General features: G+C 65.3%; 17 protein-coding genes. 3 read left to right on the forward strand and 14 right to left on the reverse strand.

The annotated features are described in order from the left end of the window. Positions 1 to 21 precede the first annotated feature (21 nt). From E7811_RS06085 to E7811_RS06110, 6 genes are all read right to left on the reverse strand, one after another. On the reverse strand, positions 22 to 291 hold the full coding sequence (locus E7811_RS06085) for an HPr family phosphocarrier protein (RefSeq protein WP_136393645.1): 270 nt from the start codon (positions 289 to 291) through the stop codon (positions 22 to 24). Beyond that, positions 288 to 686, reverse strand: a complete 399-nt coding sequence (locus tag E7811_RS06090) for a PTS sugar transporter subunit IIA (protein WP_136393646.1) — start codon at positions 684 to 686, stop codon at positions 288 to 290. The genes E7811_RS06085 and E7811_RS06090 overlap by 4 nt, the downstream gene beginning before the upstream one ends. Before the next feature lie 8 nt (positions 687 to 694). Next, the gene (gene rapZ / locus E7811_RS06095; protein WP_246020301.1) at positions 695 to 1,579 is read right to left on the reverse strand and encodes an RNase adapter RapZ; all 885 of its coding nucleotides are present in this window, start codon (positions 1,577 to 1,579) and stop codon (positions 695 to 697) included. Between the two features lie 72 nt (positions 1,580 to 1,651). After that, a complete protein-coding gene (locus tag E7811_RS06100) occupies positions 1,652 to 2,113 on the reverse strand; it encodes an HPr kinase/phosphorylase (protein ID WP_281277026.1) in 462 nt (153 codons plus the stop codon). Further along, the gene (locus E7811_RS06105; protein ID WP_136393647.1) at positions 2,110 to 3,840 is read right to left on the reverse strand and encodes a sensor histidine kinase; all 1,731 of its coding nucleotides are present in this window, start codon (positions 3,838 to 3,840) and stop codon (positions 2,110 to 2,112) included. The genes E7811_RS06100 and E7811_RS06105 overlap by 4 nt, the downstream gene beginning before the upstream one ends. A 9-nt stretch (positions 3,841 to 3,849) precedes the next feature. Then, positions 3,850 to 4,551: a response regulator transcription factor gene (locus E7811_RS06110; RefSeq protein WP_136393648.1), complete on the reverse strand. Its 702-nt coding sequence runs from the start codon at positions 4,549 to 4,551 to the stop codon at positions 3,850 to 3,852. Positions 4,552 to 4,936: 385 nt separating this feature from the next. On the opposite strand from E7811_RS06110, the gene E7811_RS06115 reads away from it, so the two are divergent. After that, positions 4,937 to 6,535: a phosphoenolpyruvate carboxykinase gene (locus E7811_RS06115; RefSeq protein ID WP_136393649.1), complete on the forward strand. Its 1,599-nt coding sequence runs from the start codon at positions 4,937 to 4,939 to the stop codon at positions 6,533 to 6,535. 61 nt (positions 6,536 to 6,596) lie between these two features. Here E7811_RS06115 and E7811_RS06120 read toward each other — a convergent pair whose 3' ends face one another. Then, on the reverse strand, positions 6,597 to 7,355 hold the full coding sequence (locus E7811_RS06120) for a sulfite exporter TauE/SafE family protein (RefSeq protein ID WP_136393650.1): 759 nt from the start codon (positions 7,353 to 7,355) through the stop codon (positions 6,597 to 6,599). A 169-nt stretch (positions 7,356 to 7,524) separates the two neighbouring features. Here E7811_RS06120 and E7811_RS06125 point away from each other — a divergent pair, with 169 nt between their 5' ends. Then, positions 7,525 to 9,189, forward strand: a complete 1,665-nt coding sequence (locus E7811_RS06125) for an acyl-CoA dehydrogenase family protein (protein WP_136393651.1) — start codon at positions 7,525 to 7,527, stop codon at positions 9,187 to 9,189. 19 nt (positions 9,190 to 9,208) lie between these two features. On the opposite strand, the gene E7811_RS06130 is transcribed toward E7811_RS06125, so the two are convergent. Next, the gene (locus tag E7811_RS06130; RefSeq protein WP_136393652.1) at positions 9,209 to 9,835 is read right to left on the reverse strand and encodes a DUF4189 domain-containing protein; all 627 of its coding nucleotides are present in this window, start codon (positions 9,833 to 9,835) and stop codon (positions 9,209 to 9,211) included. 155 nt (positions 9,836 to 9,990) lie between these two features. Here E7811_RS06130 and E7811_RS06135 point away from each other — a divergent pair, with 155 nt between their 5' ends. Beyond that, a complete protein-coding gene (locus tag E7811_RS06135) occupies positions 9,991 to 11,010 on the forward strand; it encodes an NAD-dependent epimerase/dehydratase family protein (RefSeq protein ID WP_136393653.1) in 1,020 nt (339 codons plus the stop codon). Between the two features lie 72 nt (positions 11,011 to 11,082). Here E7811_RS06135 and E7811_RS06140 read toward each other — a convergent pair whose 3' ends face one another. The 6 genes from E7811_RS06140 to lepB form a co-directional block, all read right to left on the reverse strand. Continuing rightward, complete coding sequence (locus E7811_RS06140; protein WP_246020233.1) at positions 11,083 to 12,249, reverse strand: MFS transporter; 1,167 nt, start codon at positions 12,247 to 12,249, stop codon at positions 11,083 to 11,085. 155 nt (positions 12,250 to 12,404) lie between these two features. After that, positions 12,405 to 13,124: a DNA repair protein RecO gene (gene recO / locus E7811_RS06145; protein WP_136393655.1), complete on the reverse strand. Its 720-nt coding sequence runs from the start codon at positions 13,122 to 13,124 to the stop codon at positions 12,405 to 12,407. A 42-nt stretch (positions 13,125 to 13,166) separates the two neighbouring features. Further along, positions 13,167 to 13,508, reverse strand: coding sequence for a DUF1491 family protein (locus E7811_RS06150; RefSeq protein ID WP_136393656.1), 342 nt, complete (start codon positions 13,506 to 13,508; stop codon positions 13,167 to 13,169). Beyond that, entirely contained in the window at positions 13,498 to 14,415 is a 918-nt protein-coding gene (era, locus tag E7811_RS06155) for a GTPase Era (RefSeq protein WP_136393657.1), read from the reverse strand. Before era ends, E7811_RS06150 begins: the two co-directional genes overlap by 11 nt. Continuing rightward, entirely contained in the window at positions 14,408 to 15,097 is a 690-nt protein-coding gene (rnc, locus tag E7811_RS06160; RefSeq protein WP_136393658.1) for a ribonuclease III, read from the reverse strand. The genes era and rnc overlap by 8 nt, the downstream gene beginning before the upstream one ends. Next, on the reverse strand, positions 15,094 to 15,882 hold the full coding sequence (gene lepB, locus E7811_RS06165; RefSeq protein WP_136393659.1) for a signal peptidase I: 789 nt from the start codon (positions 15,880 to 15,882) through the stop codon (positions 15,094 to 15,096). Before lepB ends, rnc begins: the two co-directional genes overlap by 4 nt. Between the last annotated feature and the right edge of the window lie 26 nt (positions 15,883 to 15,908).

The raw sequence follows: 15,908 nt of genomic DNA on the forward strand, positions 1-15,908 counted from the left end.
TCCTTTCGGGCCCAGGCTGGTTCAGTAGTCCTCGCCAAAGCGGTTGGCGATCAGCGCGCCCAGGGCTTCTGCCAGCTTTTCGGCCTCGGCCCCGGTCGTCCGCACATCTATAGAGGTCCCGCGCGAGGCCGCCAACATCAAAAGCCCCATGATCGAGTCGCCCGAAACGGTCATGCCGTCCTTGGAAACCTCGGCGCTGGCGTCATGCGCCTCGACGCATTCCACGAACTTTGCCGAGGCGCGGGCGTGCAGGCCCTTTTCGTTCACGATGCTGAAGCTGCGTTCAATCACTTCATTCCCCCGCCAAGGTCCAGCGAGTTGATGTATTTGCGCCCGGCGTCCAGCGCCAGCGCCACCGCATCGGGCACCGCCATGTCGCGCGACTTGGCCAGCTTGATCAGCATCGGCAGGTTCGCGCCGTAAAGGATACGCCGGTTCTTCGCGGCACAGGCCGGCAGCGACAGGTTCGAGGGCGATCCACCGAACATGTCGGTGACAACCACAACCCCCCCGCCCTGATCGACGGAGTCGGCGGCGGCGGTGATCTCGGCCTGTTTCAGGGCGCGGTCATGGTCGTCTTCGATCGAGATGGCGACAATGGCCTGCTGCTTGCCGACCACATGTTCGACAGCCGACAGATACTCGCGGGCAAGGCCGCCATGTGCGACGATCACGATCCCGATCACGCCCCGATCTACCCCGCTTTCGTAGGCGGCGCGGCGGCCGTCCTGCGTTCCAGTTCCCTGTGCCTTTTTGACACCGTCCAACCGTTTTCTGCAAGCGCATTGCCCACGATTTCCGTTACGGCAACCGATCTGTGTTGCCCGCCGGTACACCCGAAGGCGATGGCCACATGGGCCTTGCCTTCGTCCAGCTGCGCGGGCAGCAGGAACAGCAGAAGGTCGGTCACCTTCTGGACGAAGGGCGCGAAATGCGGGTCGGCGGCGATATGCTCCAGCACGCCGGGATCGCGGCCATCCTTGTCACGCAGACCGGCCACCCAATGCGGATTTGCAAGGAACCGGCAGTCGAAGACCAGATCGACGCCGCGCGGCAGGCCCCGCTTGTAGGAAAAGGACTGGACCGACACCGCCATGCGATCAGATCCATCGCGGTGGAACCAGCGGGCGATCTCGGCCTTCAGGTCATGGGGCGACATTTCTGTCGTGTCGATCAGGTGGTCGGCACGGGCCCGCACCGGGGCAAGGATGTCGATCTCGCGCTCGATCCCCTCGGCTGGCGTCTCGCCGGGCGCCATCGGATGGCGACGCCGCGTCTGGGCATAGCGCCGGATCAGCTCCGTCGGGCTGCAATCGAGGTAGAGAACTTCCAGCATCACCGCGGGATCGCGCGTGAGCCGGTCGATCAGTTCGATGACGGCGGTTGCATTGAAATCGCGGTTGCGCACGTCAAGGCCCAGGGCGACCGGACGCCCCAGGGGCTGTGGCCCTTCCACCAGACGCGGAACCAGGCTGATCGGCAGATTGTCGATCACCTCGTAACCGAAGTCTTCCAGCGCGTGGATCGTGGTCGACCGCCCGGCCCCGGATGGCCCTGTCACCAGCACGATGTTCTGCATGCCCTGCGCTTGCGTGCCCTGCCTCGGGCTGCCCGGCATCCTTGCCTTGTCTGGTTGGTCGCTCAAGGGCACCTACTCCGCCGAACCGCCGATTCCATCTGCCCGCCCGTGCCGCAGCAGATGATACAACGCATGGGGAAAATGGCGCGTCTGCTGCCCCAGGACAAGGTCGAGGGCGACGCCCAGAAAGGAAATCCGACGCGGCGGCGGCATTCTTTCGGTCTCGCTGCGGTCCAGATCGACCGCATGGGCAAGGATGGCAGGCCCGGCGCCCGGCGCACGCAAGAGGCCGATGCCGCGCGCCTCGATCAGGCCGATCAGCGCAGGCGGGCAGGCGCCGACCAGCGCGCCGCCCTGCCGCGCGACGATGGTGCGGTCATCGGCCACCAGATCGGCGCCAAGCGCCATCATCTGCAGCGCAAGGGATGACTTGCCCGAACCGGATGACCCCATAAGGATCATCCCGCGCCCCTCGACGGCAACGGTGGTTGCATGCAGGATCAGCGTGTCTTCGGCGGTCGCCGGGCCGGTCACACCGGCAGGCCCACAACGAACCGCGCGCCCAGCGGTTCGGAGGTGATGTCGGCATGCGTCGGGCGGATGTTTTCGGCCCAGATCACGCCGCCATGCGCTTCGATGATCTGTTTCGAGATGGCAAGCCCAAGGCCCGAGTGGTTTCCGAAGTCGCCCTGCGGCCGTTCCGAATAGAATCGCTTGAACACCTTGCTCAGCGCCTGTTCGGGGATGCCCGGACCGGTATCCTCGACCACAACCAGCACGCGGTTTTCGCGCTTGCGGACCCAGACGCGAACGGCATCGCCTTCCTCGCAGAAGGAAATCGCGTTGGTGATCAGGTTGACGAAGACCTGCGCCAGCCGCGCTTCCAGCCCGCGGATCAGGATCGGTTCGCGCGGCAGGTCGGTGATGAACTCCACGCCCTTTTCGGATGCCTGCTGGCCCAGGTATTCACCCAGGTTCGAGATCGTCTTCAGCAGGTTGAATTCCTCTTCCTCTTCCTTGACCAGCTCGCTGTCGAGCCGGGAGGCGTTGGAAATGTCGCTGACCAGTCGATCAAGGCGGCGCACATCGTGTTCGATCACGTCCAGCAGCTTTTCGCGCTGTTCTTCCTTCTTGACGAAACGCAGCGACCCCACCGCAGACCGCAGGCTGGCCAGCGGGTTCTTGATCTCGTGCGAGACGTCGGCGGCGAATTGTTCGTTTGCGTCGATCCTGTCGTAAAGCGCCGCGACCATGCCCCGCATCGCAACCGAAAGTCGGCCGATCTCGTCCGGGCGGGCGGTCAGGTCGGGAATCCGCACGCGCCCCGGCGCCATCTTGCGCGCATCGCGGTCGCGGCCAAGTTCGGCGGCGGCGGCAAGGTCGGACAGCGGGTTGGCGATGGTGGAGGCCAGCACGAGGCTCAGCCCGATCGACACCAGAAGCGCGATGACGAACATCTGAAGGATCTGTTCGCGTTCCTCGCTGACCAGCCGGTCGATGTCGCCCTGCGCCGAAGCCAGGGCCACCACGCCCAGGACATCGGCGCCCCGGCGGATCGGCGTGGCCACGGCAAAGACCGAACCGCCCTCGGCCTCGCTGACCAGCCGCGACGCGGTTTCACCGGCCATAGCCCGCGCATAAAGGTCACGGACGATCGATTCGTCATCGACGGGCGCGGCCTTCTGCTGCCCGGTCGTCAACACCCCGGCGACGGCGTTCCAGATCAGGTTCAGGAAATCGGAAATGACGGTGTCGCTGTCCTCGGCCGAGGCCGATGCAGGCACCGCGCCCGCAACCTCGGCCAGCGTGGCCCCGTTGGCATCGAAGACGAACACACGCACGCCCGGCCCGACATCAAGCGCGCCGAGCGTCTGTTCAAGCCCCGTCGCACCGCCCCTCGTGCTGCCCGTCGCAGCGTCGGCGGCCAGCGCGCCACCGGCTGCGGGCATCTGCGCCTGAAGCACCTGCGCAATCAGGCGGCTTTCGGTTTCCAGCGCCTTTTCACGCAGCGATACTAGGCTGTCGCGGAAGGGATTGAGAAACAGCACCCCCGCCACGAGGATGACAAGCGCCATCATGTTGAAGATGACGATCTTGCGCGCCAGCGGTGACCGGTTCAGCCCGACCAGGGGCCGTGCCTTGCGTGCCCTCAGCTCGTGATCGGCGATGGCGTCGGGCGAAACCCAGTCTTCGCCCAGAAGCACGTCGCTCTTGCGGGGCGTGTCAGGACCTTCCATGTGCAGATGCGTCGCCACCGTCATTCGCGGGCGTCATTCTTCGTTGTAGCGGTAACCGATACCATAGAGCGTCTCGATCGCCGAGAACTCTTCATCAACCGAACGCATCTTCTTGCGCAGGCGCTTGATGTGGCTGTCGATCGTGCGGTCGTCGACATAGACCTGATCGTCATAGGCCACATCCATGAGCTGGTCGCGGCTTTTCACAAAGCCGGGACGCTGTGCAAGCGCCTGAAGCAGCAGGAATTCCGTCACCGTCAGGGCCACGTCCTGGCCCTTCCATGTCACCGCATGGCGCAGCGGGTCCATTCGCAGGTGGCCGCGCTCCATGATCTTGTTCTCTTCGGTGGTGCCGACCTCGCCGGTGGTGATCGCCTCCTGGCGGCGCAGCAGCGCGCGGATGCGTTCCACCAGAAGCCGCTGGCTGAAGGGCTTCTTGACATAGTCGTCGGCCCCCATGCGCAGGCCCAGTACCTCGTCGATCTCGTCATCCTTGGAGGTCAGGAAGATGATCGGCATGGTGGTCCGCTGGCGCAGGCGCTGCAGCAGATCCATCCCGTCCATGCGGGGCATCTTGATATCCAGAACGGCCATATCCGGAAGGCGCCTGTTGAAAGCATCCAGTGCGGACTGGCCATCATTATAAGTCTCGACCTCAAAGCCTTCGGCCTCAAGCGTCATGGAGACCGACGTCAGGATGTTCCTGTCGTCGTCCACTAGGGCGATCCTAGACATCTGCGGTTTTCCTGTACTGCTCTGCATTCTTATTGTTTCCCATATGAACACTTTTCCAACATCCGGAATCAACAGTTAAGTGCGAATCACCCGCATCACACATGGCCATCAGGCCTCAAAAAACTGATCGTTTGACTAATTTGTCGCAGTTTCACGCCAATCCAACCGAAGATTTCAACCGCGATGCCACATCCCGCAATTTGGTTGCGCTAAACTTTTCCATGGTTGCGCTAACTGCGCCAAACCGTCCTGTTCCACCGCAAAACCGTCATGTTATAGGGCGCTTGTCGGCTGCCGGTTCCGGGGGCTGACCGGTCGTCCTTTGGCCCGGGCGGCCGAGTTGAACCTGATCGCGCCGCCGCGCGCGGCACCGGGAGCTTGCACAATGAACCATGGACGCGTGAACCCAGCCAGAAGGCTTGAAGATCAAGGCATTACCGGTCTGGGGACGGTCTATTACAACTTCATCGAGCCGGCGCTGGTCGAGGCGGCGGTGCAGCGCGGCGAGGGCAGGATCGGCAAGGGCGGGGCATTCCTGTGCACCACCGGCCAGTTCACCGGCCGTTCGCCGAAGGACAAGTTCGTTGTCCGCACGCCTTCGGTGGAAGACAAGATCTGGTGGGAAAACAACGCCCCGATGGCCCCCGAGGCCTTCGACCGCCTTCATGACGACATGCTGGCCCACATGCAGGGCCGCGACTATTTCGTGCAGGACCTGTATGCCGGCGCCGATCCCGCGCACCGTCTGGATGTGCGCGTGGTGACCGAACTTGCCTGGCATGGCCTGTTCATCCGGCACCTGCTGCGCCGCCCCGACCGGGCCGAGCTTGAAACCTTCGAGCCGGAATGGACGATCGTGAACTGCCCGTCGTTCAAGGCCGACCCGGCCCGCCACGGCTGCCGCACGGAAACCGTGATCGCGCTCAACTTCGATCGCAAGACGATCCTGATCGGCAACACGCAATACGCGGGCGAGAACAAGAAATCGGTCTTCACCCTGCTGAACTACCTGCTGCCGGAAAAGGGCGTGATGCCGATGCATTGCTCGGCCAACCACGCCATTGGCGACGACGGGGATGCGGCAGTGTTCTTCGGCCTGTCGGGCACCGGCAAGACCACCCTGTCGGCTGATCCGTCGCGGACGCTGATCGGCGATGACGAACACGGCTGGTCGGACGAAGGCACCTTCAACTTCGAAGGCGGCTGCTATGCCAAGACGATCAACCTTAACCCCGAGGCCGAACCCGAGATCTATGCCACCACGTCCCGCTTCGGGACGGTCGTGGAAAACATGGTCTTCGACCCGGAAACGCTGGACCTCGATTTCGAGGATTCGAGCCTGACCGAAAACATGCGCTGCGCCTATCCGCTGGAATACATCTCGAACGCCTCGGCCACCGGGCGCGGCGGGCATCCGCGGAACGTGGTGATGCTGACCTGCGACGCCTTCGGGGTTCTGCCGCCGATCGCGCGCCTGACGCCCGCGCAGGCGATGTATCACTTCCTGTCCGGCTTCACCGCCAAGACCGCCGGGACCGAACGGGGCGTGACCGAACCGACGCCGACCTTCTCGACCTGCTTCGGCGCGCCCTTCATGCCGCGGCGTCCCGAGGTCTATGGCAAGCTGCTTCAGGAAAGGATCGCCCGTCACGGCGCCGAATGCTGGCTGGTGAACACCGGCTGGACCGGGGGCGCCTATGGCACAGGCCGCCGTATGCCGATCAAGGCAACCCGCGCCCTGCTGACGGCCGCGCTGAACGGATCCCTGGCCAAGGGCGAATTCCGCAAGGATGCGAACTTCGGCTTCGAGGTTCCCGTGTCAGTTCCGGGCGTGGACGATGCGCTTCTGAACCCGCGCAGCACCTGGGCCGATGCCGCAGCCTACGATGCGCAGGCCCGCAAGCTTGTTCAGATGTTCGCCGACAACTTCGGCCAGTACGTGCCCTACATCGATGCCGACGTGAAGGCCGCAGCGATCGGCTGACCGTCCGCACCGCGTTGAAAGGATGAAAACGCCGCCCTTCGGGGTGGCGTTTTTCGTTTGCTCAGAACCCCAGCCCGCCCCGGATCAGGTTCAGGCCCGTCAGCCCCAGAAGCGCCTGCGTCCAGCGCCGGAACCGTTCCTGCGGCAGCCGGTCCTGCAGCCGATAGCCCAACAGCAGCCCCGCCATCGCGGGCAGGATCAGCGCCGCCGAAAAGGGGACTGTCTGGGCGTTCATCACCCCGGTCTGAAGATGCGCCGCCAACAGGACCACCGCGCCGATCAGAAAGATGACGCCCGTCACACGCACCGTCTCGCGCTTGTCGGCCCGGATCGACAGCATGTAGACCAGAACCGGCGGGCCCCAGACCCCGGCGATGCCCCCGTAAAGCCCGCCGATCGCGCCAAGCAGCCATTCGGCGCGGTTCTGATGTTCCAGCTTCAGCGCAAGATTGCGGCCCGTCAGTTGCGCCAGCGCGAAGACCGTCACCGGCACACCCAGCAGGATCAGGAAGACCGGCGTCGGAATGTCGCGCACGAACTGCGCCGAAATCACGATGAACACCACCGTGGCCACGATCAGGCGCCAGTATTTCCTTACCGATCCCCAGGCGGCGGCAAAGCCCTGGCGGAAGGCCTGGCTTACATTCGTCACCACGGTCGGCAGGATCAGCCCGGCCAGCGCGGTTTCGGGGGACAGGAAGGCCGAAAACGCCGAAATCATCAGAAGGGGCATGGCAAATCCCACCGCCCCCTTCACGAATCCCGCAAACAGCGTGATTCCGACCGCCAGCCCAAAGGCCCAGGGTTCCAGTCCGAACATGATCCACCTCGTCTTTCCGCCGGGCTATACCCCGGCAGGGAGGAAAGGGCACGGCCCAATCGGATGCGACATTTTCATGCGATCCCGATTGCCTTGGCGCATTTTTGTTGCGCTGCAACTGCGAAAGCCTTAGGTCATTTGCAAACGCAGAATCTGCCGGAGACGCGCCATGCCGCATGATGGACAAACCGCAATGATCACGCCCCTGATGAGCAACCTTCTGGACCAGACGGAACAGGCCCTGCCCGAGGTCGAGGCGCTGTTCACCGCCGGACGTGAAAACCTGCGCGCAATGGTCAGCACGAACGGCAAGGTTTCGGGCGCCGCGCTGGAGGAACACCAGTATGCTGCGCACTGCCTTGCATGGCTTGCCACCTATACCGAAGCCCTGCGCCAGATGTGGGCCTGGGCCGGGCGGATCGACGCGGCCGGCGCCTTCGGCGAGATGGAGGCGCTGATCCTTCAGATCGGCTTTGGCGAATACCTGTCGCAGGTCTATGGCGGCATCCCGATGAGCCAGGGCGAGGTTGCGCGCCTGTCCGATCTGGGGCTGTCCGGCACCCCCGGCGCGGCGGCCAGCCGCCTGATGGCCGACGGGAACACCCCTGCCGCCCGTGCCCGGCTTGTCGCGCTGATGCGCGACAACCATGGCCGCGCCACCTTTGGCGCCACCGGGCTGGACGAAGAGCTTGAGATGATCCGCGACCAGTTCCGTCGCTTTGCCGACGAACAGGTCATCCCGCATGCCCACGAATGGCACCTGAAGGACGAGTTGATCCCGATGGAGATCATTCAGGCGCTGGCGGAAATGGGCGTCTTTGGCCTGACCATCCCCGAGGAATTCGGCGGCTTCGGTCTTTCGAAAGCATCGATGGTGGTCGTGTCCGAAGAACTGTCGCGCGGCTACATCGGCGTGGGCAGCCTTGGCACGCGGTCCGAGATCGCGGCCGAACTGATCCTGTGCGGCGGCACGCCCGACCAGAAGGCGCACTGGCTGCCGAAGCTGGCCTCGGGCGAGATCCTGCCCACGGCCGTCTTCACCGAACCGAACACCGGGTCGGATCTTGGCAGCCTGCGCACCCGTGCGGTCAAGGTGGGCGACGACTGGGAAATCACCGGCAACAAGACCTGGATCACCCACGCCGCGCGCACCAATGTGATGACGCTTCTGGCGCGGACCGATCCGAACACCACGGATTATCGCGGCCTGTCGATGTTCCTGGCGGAAAAGACGCCGGGCACCGATGAAAACCCCTTCCCCACCCCCGGCATGACCGGCGGCGAGATCGAGGTGCTGGGGTATCGCGGCATGAAGGAATACGAACTGGGCTTTGACGGGTTCAAGGTGAAGGGCGAAAACCTTCTGGGCGGGGTTGAAGGCCAGGGCTTCAAGCAGCTGATGCAGACCTTCGAAAGCGCCCGCATCCAGACCGCCGCCCGCGCCGTCGGCGTGGCGCAATCGGCGCTGGAAACTGGCATGCGCTATGCCGAGGACCGAAAGCAGTTCGGCAAGTCGCTGGTCGAGTTTCCGCGCGTCGCGGGCAAGCTGGCGATGATGGCCGTGGAAATCATGGTGGCCCGGCAACTGACCTATTTCAGCGCCTGGCAGAAAGACCATGACAAGCGCTGCGACCTAGAGGCCGGGATGGCCAAGCTTCTGGGCGCCCGCGTGGCCTGGGCGGCGGCCGACAACGCGCTTCAGATCCACGGCGGCAACGGCTTTGCTCTGGAATACCAGATCAGCCGCATCCTGTGCGACGCGCGCATCCTGAACATCTTCGAAGGCGCGGCCGAGATTCAGGCGCAGGTCATTGCCCGTCGCCTGCTGGACTGATCCGCAACCCGGTGCGCGGTCAGGGCCATTCGGCCACGATCTCGCACCGCGCCTCGGGTGCGCCAAGCAGCGGGCGGAACGCATCCTCGCAGAACTTCATCGCCGCACGACGGGCCGCGTCGGGCGTGTCCATCCGTGCCCAGCCCCAGAACCCGGTAGCCGAGCGGGCAAAGGCGCGCGGGCCGGTCATGGCGGCGACCCGCCGGTAGATTTCGGATTGCTCCCGCGTCAGGGTGCCGTTTTCCGGGCCGGCAAAGCCTTGCGGGCGGCGTTCAAAGACGATCCGGCAATCCGCGCCGCAGATGTTCATCGCGATCCGGCGCGCATCGCCGATCGAGGACGCCTCGCGCGACCAGGAATACCGCCCGCTTCCCTCGGGACCGAGGGCGAAGGCGGTGAAATATTCGGCCCCTTCCGCTTCTTTTCGGAAATCCCGCGCGGCGTCTCCTTCAAGGGCAACCTCTTCCAGCCACAGGCTTTCCGGCGGCCCCTCGGTCAGAACAAGCGGCACCGTCACGTCTTGTGGCGTCGTGGCAAAGAACCGGTCTTCCGGGGCCTTGGCCCATTCAAGCCCCAGAATGGCCAGCAGGCCGACAAGAAGAATCGCGGCATCGAAACGGGTGAGGGATGGGCGCTTTCCGGGCATGCGCGCAGACTGTGGCCGCCTTGCGGTGACGGTCAACTGCGAAATCGCTTGCTGCAGCGAAAGCAATGGCCTTAGGTCGGCGGACGAGTGCCCTAAAGACCAGTTCCCCCGTTGCCGCAAGGCATCGGCCCATTCGAACGGAAAAGACATAAGACATGCCGTCGCGGCCCCAATCCATCCTTCTGACCGGCGCCACCGGGTTCGTGGCCAAGCATGTTGCCCTGAAATGCCTGGCCGCCGGGCATCGTGTCGGGGGAAGCCTGCGCAACCTGTCGCGCGAGGCCGAGTTGCGCGCGGCACTGGCGCCGCATCTGCCGCCCGACGCGATGGACCGCCTGACCTGCGTGACGCTGGATCTTGAGCGGGATGAAGGGTGGCGGGACGCCATGCAGGGGGTGGATACGCTGATCCACACCGCATCACCCTTTCCGATCGTCCAGCCGAAGGCGGCAGATGACCTGATCCGCCCCGCCGTCCAGGGCACGCTGCGCGCCCTTCGTGCCGCGCGGGCGGCAGGGGTTCCGCGCATCGTGCTGACCTCATCGACCGCCGCAATCGTCAATCCGGGCGGCCGGCCGGTGCAGGACGAAACCGACTGGCTTGATCCCGACAGCCCCGGAACGACCGCCTATTCGCGATCCAAGCTGATGGCCGAACGTGCCGCCTGGGATTACGTCCGGGACGAGGCCAAGGGCCTGGCGCTGACCGTGATCAATCCTGCGCTGGTCCTCGGGCCGCCGCTGGATGGCCATTACGGAACCTCGGTCCGGATCATCGAGCGCCTGATGTCGGGCAAAGACCCGATGGTTCCCCGGATCGGCTGGCCGGTCGTCGACGTGCGCGATGTCGCGGAAATGCACCTGCGGGCGGCCGAGGATCTTTCGACATCGGGCAAGCGCTATGTCGCGGCCTGCGGATCCCTATGGATGGCCGAGATGGCGCGCATCCTGAAGGATGCCTACCCCGAACGCCGGATCGCCACGCGAACCGCCCCCAACATGCTGATGCGGCTCATGGGGATGACAGACCCGGCGGTGCGGTCGATCGTGCCGCATCTGGGGCATCTTGGCCGCGTCTCGTCCGATCGGGCACGGCAGGAGATGGGAATGTCCTTCATCCCGCCCGCCGAAGCCGTCCGCGCGGCAGCAGAAGCGGTGGCCGCAGCCGGCAAGTGACGGTCGGGCAAGTGACCGTCGGGCAAAGGGATGGCGGGCAAAGGGATGGCGGGCAAGGGGATGGCGGGCAGCTCAGGCCCTGCCGCGCGACGGCCGCTGGATGCCAAGGCGGGGATGCATTCGCCCGGCCACCAGCCAGGCCGCGCCGAAGAACCCTGCCCCCGCCGCGAAGATCCCGGACAGGGGCGCCACCAGAAGGACGGTCCAGGCGATGCCCGGCGTCAGGATTCCCGACACATCGCGGAAGCTGGAATAGACGGCAGCCATCTCGGTCCGCTCGGACGGCTTGACCGACATCAGGAACGGCAGCCCCCCGGCCGTGTCCAGCATCACAAGGCCCAGAGACCCGATCGCCAGCAGGATCACCGAAACCCAGGGCCAGCCCGACAGCACCGCCGCCGCAAGGAAGGTGATCCCGCAAAGGACGAAACTGCCGCGGATCGCGAACCGCAGCGACGTGCGGTTGACCAGCTTCAGAAGGAAAGGCGTGAAGAACAGCATGGCGTTCGACATCGACAAGGCCACGCCGCCCACGGTTTCACCCAGGCCCGCCTCGATGCAGAAGATCGGCAGGTAGACGACATAGATCCACCATCCGCAGGATCGGATCACCGCGAACAGCCAGCCGGCCAGAAGCCGAGGTTGCCCCACGAACCGGCCCAGGTAGGCCAGGGGATTGACCGCAGGCCCCTTCGCCCGCGTGATCTGCTTGCCATTGCCCAGGCGCAGCATCCAGAACAGCGTCAGCAGCACGACGGCAAAGCCGCCCGCCACCAGAAAGGGCAGCGGCTCCCATATCCCGCGCAGCCAGACACCCAGCATCGGGCCGATGGCCCAGGGCGCGGCGGCATAGACCATCTGAAGGCTCTGCGTGCGGCCCAGTTCGGCGCGGGCGACATAATCCAGAAGATAGGCGTTGAAGCAGACGAATGTGGTGGCCGTGGCCATCGCGTTGCACAGGACGGCAAGCGGCGTCGCGATCGCCCCGCCCAGCAGGGCCAGGATCATGCCCACAAGGTACAGCAGGACGCCGAAGGTATACATCCAGCGGCGCGGCACATGCCGGGTGGCCCAGGGCACCATCAGCCCCCAGCAGAACGAGGCCAGACCGACAAGGAAATAGACGCGGCTGACGACGCCCGCATCCTGCACCGCTTCGTAGATCGCAAGCGGGAAGACCGAGATCAGCATTGCGCGCACCGCGGCCTCGGTCCCCGCCAGAAGGGCGAAGGACTGCACCCGCGGGGTCGGCGCATGTTTCAAGAATATCGGGATATACCGGTTTGCCATCGTCCTGCCCTTCGCCCATTGGCGCGGTTTCGCAGGTCAAGGTCTTTGCGCCTTGCGACAAAATTCTGTCGTCTTTGGCGTCCCGGTTCCGGGATGTCCCCGGCCTAAAGCCGCGCCAGAAGGTCGATCAGGCGTGCGCGCGCCTCGGGCAGGGGGCGCCCCCCAAGCACGGGCGCCAGTTCGCGGTTCAGGAAATGCCCGGTGATGGCAAGGCCCTCGGCCATCTGGCGCGGGTCCGCGGGCCCCTGCCCCATCAGGCAGGCAGGCAGGGGAAACAGCCGGTCGGCCCAGTCTCCGGCGCCCGCACGGCTGACCGCCCGGCCCGTGCGGGGGCTGACGAAATCCAGCCCGTCACGCGCGCCCGTGACGGCGCAGCGCGTCAGGTCAAGGCCAAAGCCCAGTTCCTCCAGCAGGCGCATTTCCCACCGCAGGTAATCCGCAGGCCAGTCCGGCACGGATTGCAGGGCGTCCAGCAGCCCGACGGTCGCCTGCCAGAGGGCCGCATGGGGTTCGCGTTCCGGCAGGGCCACGTGGATCAGCGCACAGACCGCGTTCAGCCCCGCCAGCGCCAGCCGGTCGCCCAACACCCCTGCCCGCGACCGCAGCGGTTCGACCGTGTAGGTGCCGATGTGGTCATCCAGCCGGGCACGCCATTCCACGGCCAACTGTGCGCCCGGTTGCAGGATCGGCGCGACCTTGCGCGAGGCGCCGCCGCGGACGACGCCGGAATGGCGGCCATGTGCCGCCGTGAACACCTCGATGATCGCGGCGCTTTCGCCATGCGTACGCATCGACAGAAGAACGCCTTCGTCCCGCCATTCCATGCCGCAGACTATCCGGCGCAGGACGCCCGCGCGCAAGCGGGTTCAGGCGGAAAGGCCATCCTCATCCAGCAGGGTCCGGCCCTGCCGGTCCTCGATCTCGATCACCCACAGGTCCGGGTCGAAACCGCGCTGCCGCGTGATGGCCTGATCGACGGAACGTTCCTCGCCCTCGGACAGCAGAACCCAGGCGCGCGCGCCCGTCATCAGATCGAATGACCGCTGGAAAGCGCGCGCCTGCCCGTCCAGCGTGGCGCATTTGACCAGAACCGCGCCGGCGGTGGCATCGCCCCTTGCCGTCACGAAGGCCGGGATCGCCGCCAGTTCCAGCCGTTTCAGATAGGCCGCGACCCAGACGCCCGAAGCCAGCCGCGGCTCAGTCGCCATCCTTGAAATCCAGCCCCATCTCGGAATAGCGCTCGGCCTCTTCCAGCCAGTTCGGCCGCACCTTCACGGTCAGGAACAGATGCACCGGGCGATCGAGGAATTCGATAAGGTCGGCGCGGGCAGCCTGGCCCACGGCCTTGATCGTCTCGCCCCCCTTGCCAAGCACGATGCCCTTGTGGCCGTCGCGGGCGACATAGACGACCTGATCGATCCGGGTCGATCCGTCGGGCTTGTCTTCCCACTTCTCGGTCTCGACGGTCAGCTGGTAGGGAAGTTCCTCGTGCAGGCGCAGCGTCAGCTTTTCGCGCGTCACCTCGGCCGCGATCACCCGCATCGGCAGGTCGGCGATCTGGTCCTCGGGATAGAACCACGGTCCCTCGGGCACCTGCCCCGCCAGCCATTCGCGCAGGTCATCCACGCCATAGCCCCGCTCGGCCGAGATCATGAAGGTCTTCACGAAAGGATAGGCGCGGTTCATCTCTTCAGTCAGCGCCAGCAGGGTTTCCGCCTTCACCCGGTCGATCTTGTTGATGGCCAGCGCCACCGGCTGATCCTTGGGCAGTTCCGAGGCGATCCTGTTGATGATCGCCTGAACGCCCTCGGTCAGTCCGCGATGCGCCTCGATCAGCAGGACGATGATATCGGCGTCGCTCGCCCCGCCCCAGGCGGCCTTGACCATCGCGCGGTCCAGGCGGCGGCGCGGCTTGAACAGGCCCGGCGTGTCGACAAAGACGATCTGCGCGTTGCCTTCCATGCAGACACCGCGGATTCGCGCGCGGGTGGTCTGCACCTTGTGGGTGACGATTGAAACCTTCGCCCCCACCATCCGGTTCAACAGCGTGGATTTGCCGGCGTTCGGCTCTCCGATCAGGGCCACAAAGCCGGCCCGTGTTCCCTGGTCAGCCATCCGTCTTCTCCAATCGTGCCATCAGCGCCCGTGCGGCCGCCTGTTCCGCCTGCCGTTTTGTTCCCGCCTGTGCGGTTTCGCTTTCGCCGCTTTGCAGCCAGACCGTCACAGTGAACACCGGCTGGTGATCCGGCCCGTCGCGGCTGTCCAGATCATAACGCGGCGGGGTCTGGCCGCGCCCCTGGGCCCATTCCTGGAGCGAGGTCTTGGGATCGCGGGCGTCCGATTTCACCTGCGTGATCCGATGCCCCCAAAGCCGAAGCACCACGTCGCGCGCGGCCTCGAACCCGGCATCCAGATAGACAGCGGCGATCACCGCCTCCATCGCATCGGCCAGAAGTGCCTCCTTGCGCCGCCCGCCCGACAGCATTTCCGACCGGCCGAGTTTCAGCGCCTCGCCAAGGCCCAGTTCACGTGCGACCTCGGCGCAGGTTTCCTTGCGCACCAGCGCGTTGAACCGGGGGGCAAGCTGGCCCTCGGCGGCGTCGCGATCGGCCCTGAACAGTGCCTCGGCCATCGACAGGCCCAGAACGCGGTCGCCCAGGAATTCCAGCCGCTCGTTCGACGGCCGTCCGGGTGTCGCGAAAGAGGAATGGGTCACCGCGCGGACCAGAAGTTCCGGCCGGGCAAAGCGATGCCCGATCCGTTCCTCGAGGGATTTCAGTTCCGCCGCCAGTTTCACTCCAGCCCCTTGAAGAAGCGATCCGACCGCCAGGTCCAGAAGAACAGAAGCGACCGTCCCGCCGACGAGAACATCACCCGGTCCGCCCGGCCGATCAGGTTTTCCGCCGGGACAAAGCCGACGCCGCCGACCGCCTGACCATAGCGGCTGTCCTGGCTGTTGTCGCGGTTGTCACCGATGAAGAAGTAATGCCCCTCGGGCACGGTGAACACATCGGTGTTGTCGCCAAAGCCGCGGTCATCGACGTTCAGGACGGCATGCGTGCGGCCGCCCGGCAGGGTTTCGATGAAACGCGATTTCGCACAGATCGCGCCCTCGCCCACGGGGCCGTTCTCGCAGCGCGGCAGGTGCCGCATCGGCCCCTGCGGGGCAAAGACCTCTTCGAACTGGCCGTCCGGGGTTTGCGGCACTTCCTGGCCATTCAGGAACATCACGCCATCCTTCATCTGCACCGTGTCGCCCGGCAGGCCGATCAGCCGCTTGATGAAATCGCTGCCGTTCACCGGGTGGCGGAACACCACGATGTCGCCGCGTTCGGGTTCGGAAAACAGGATGCGCCCCGAGAAGGGGCAAAGCCCGAACGGGCAGGAATAGCGCGAATAGCCATAGGCCATCTTGTTGACGAACAGGAAGTCGCCGATCAGCAGCGTATCCTTCATCGACCCGGAGGGGATCCAGAACGGCTGGAAGAAAAGCGTGCGGAAGACGCCGGCGATCACCAGCGCCCAGACGATGGTCTTGATGTTTTCGACCAGACCGCTGTCCTTCTTGCCGTTCTTTGCCATTGCCCTGCCTTCTGTGCTCGTTTGCC

This window comes from Aliigemmobacter aestuarii (assembly GCF_004799285.1).
Classification (GTDB): domain Bacteria; phylum Pseudomonadota; class Alphaproteobacteria; order Rhodobacterales; family Rhodobacteraceae; genus Aliigemmobacter; species Aliigemmobacter aestuarii.

Coding starts and splice junctions, on each gene's coding strand:
- rapZ (WP_246020301.1), bottom strand. CDS start 1,579: ATGCAGAACATCGTGCTGGTGACAGGGCCATCCGGGGCCGGGCGGTCG.
- E7811_RS06105 (WP_136393647.1), bottom strand. CDS start 3,840: ATGACGGTGGCGACGCATCTGCACATGGAAGGTCCTGACACGCCCCGC.
- E7811_RS06110 (WP_136393648.1), bottom strand. CDS start 4,551: ATGTCTAGGATCGCCCTAGTGGACGACGACAGGAACATCCTGACGTCG.
- E7811_RS06115 (WP_136393649.1), top strand. CDS start 4,937: ATGAACCATGGACGCGTGAACCCAGCCAGAAGGCTTGAAGATCAAGGC.
- E7811_RS06120 (WP_136393650.1), bottom strand. CDS start 7,355: ATGTTCGGACTGGAACCCTGGGCCTTTGGGCTGGCGGTCGGAATCACG.
- E7811_RS06125 (WP_136393651.1), top strand. CDS start 7,525: ATGCCGCATGATGGACAAACCGCAATGATCACGCCCCTGATGAGCAAC.
- E7811_RS06130 (WP_136393652.1), bottom strand. CDS start 9,835: ATGCCCGGAAAGCGCCCATCCCTCACCCGTTTCGATGCCGCGATTCTT.
- E7811_RS06135 (WP_136393653.1), top strand. CDS start 9,991: ATGCCGTCGCGGCCCCAATCCATCCTTCTGACCGGCGCCACCGGGTTC.
- recO (WP_136393655.1), bottom strand. CDS start 13,124: ATGGAATGGCGGGACGAAGGCGTTCTTCTGTCGATGCGTACGCATGGC.
- E7811_RS06150 (WP_136393656.1), bottom strand. CDS start 13,508: ATGGCGACTGAGCCGCGGCTGGCTTCGGGCGTCTGGGTCGCGGCCTAT.
- era (WP_136393657.1), bottom strand. CDS start 14,415: ATGGCTGACCAGGGAACACGGGCCGGCTTTGTGGCCCTGATCGGAGAG.
- lepB (WP_136393659.1), bottom strand. CDS start 15,882: ATGGCAAAGAACGGCAAGAAGGACAGCGGTCTGGTCGAAAACATCAAG.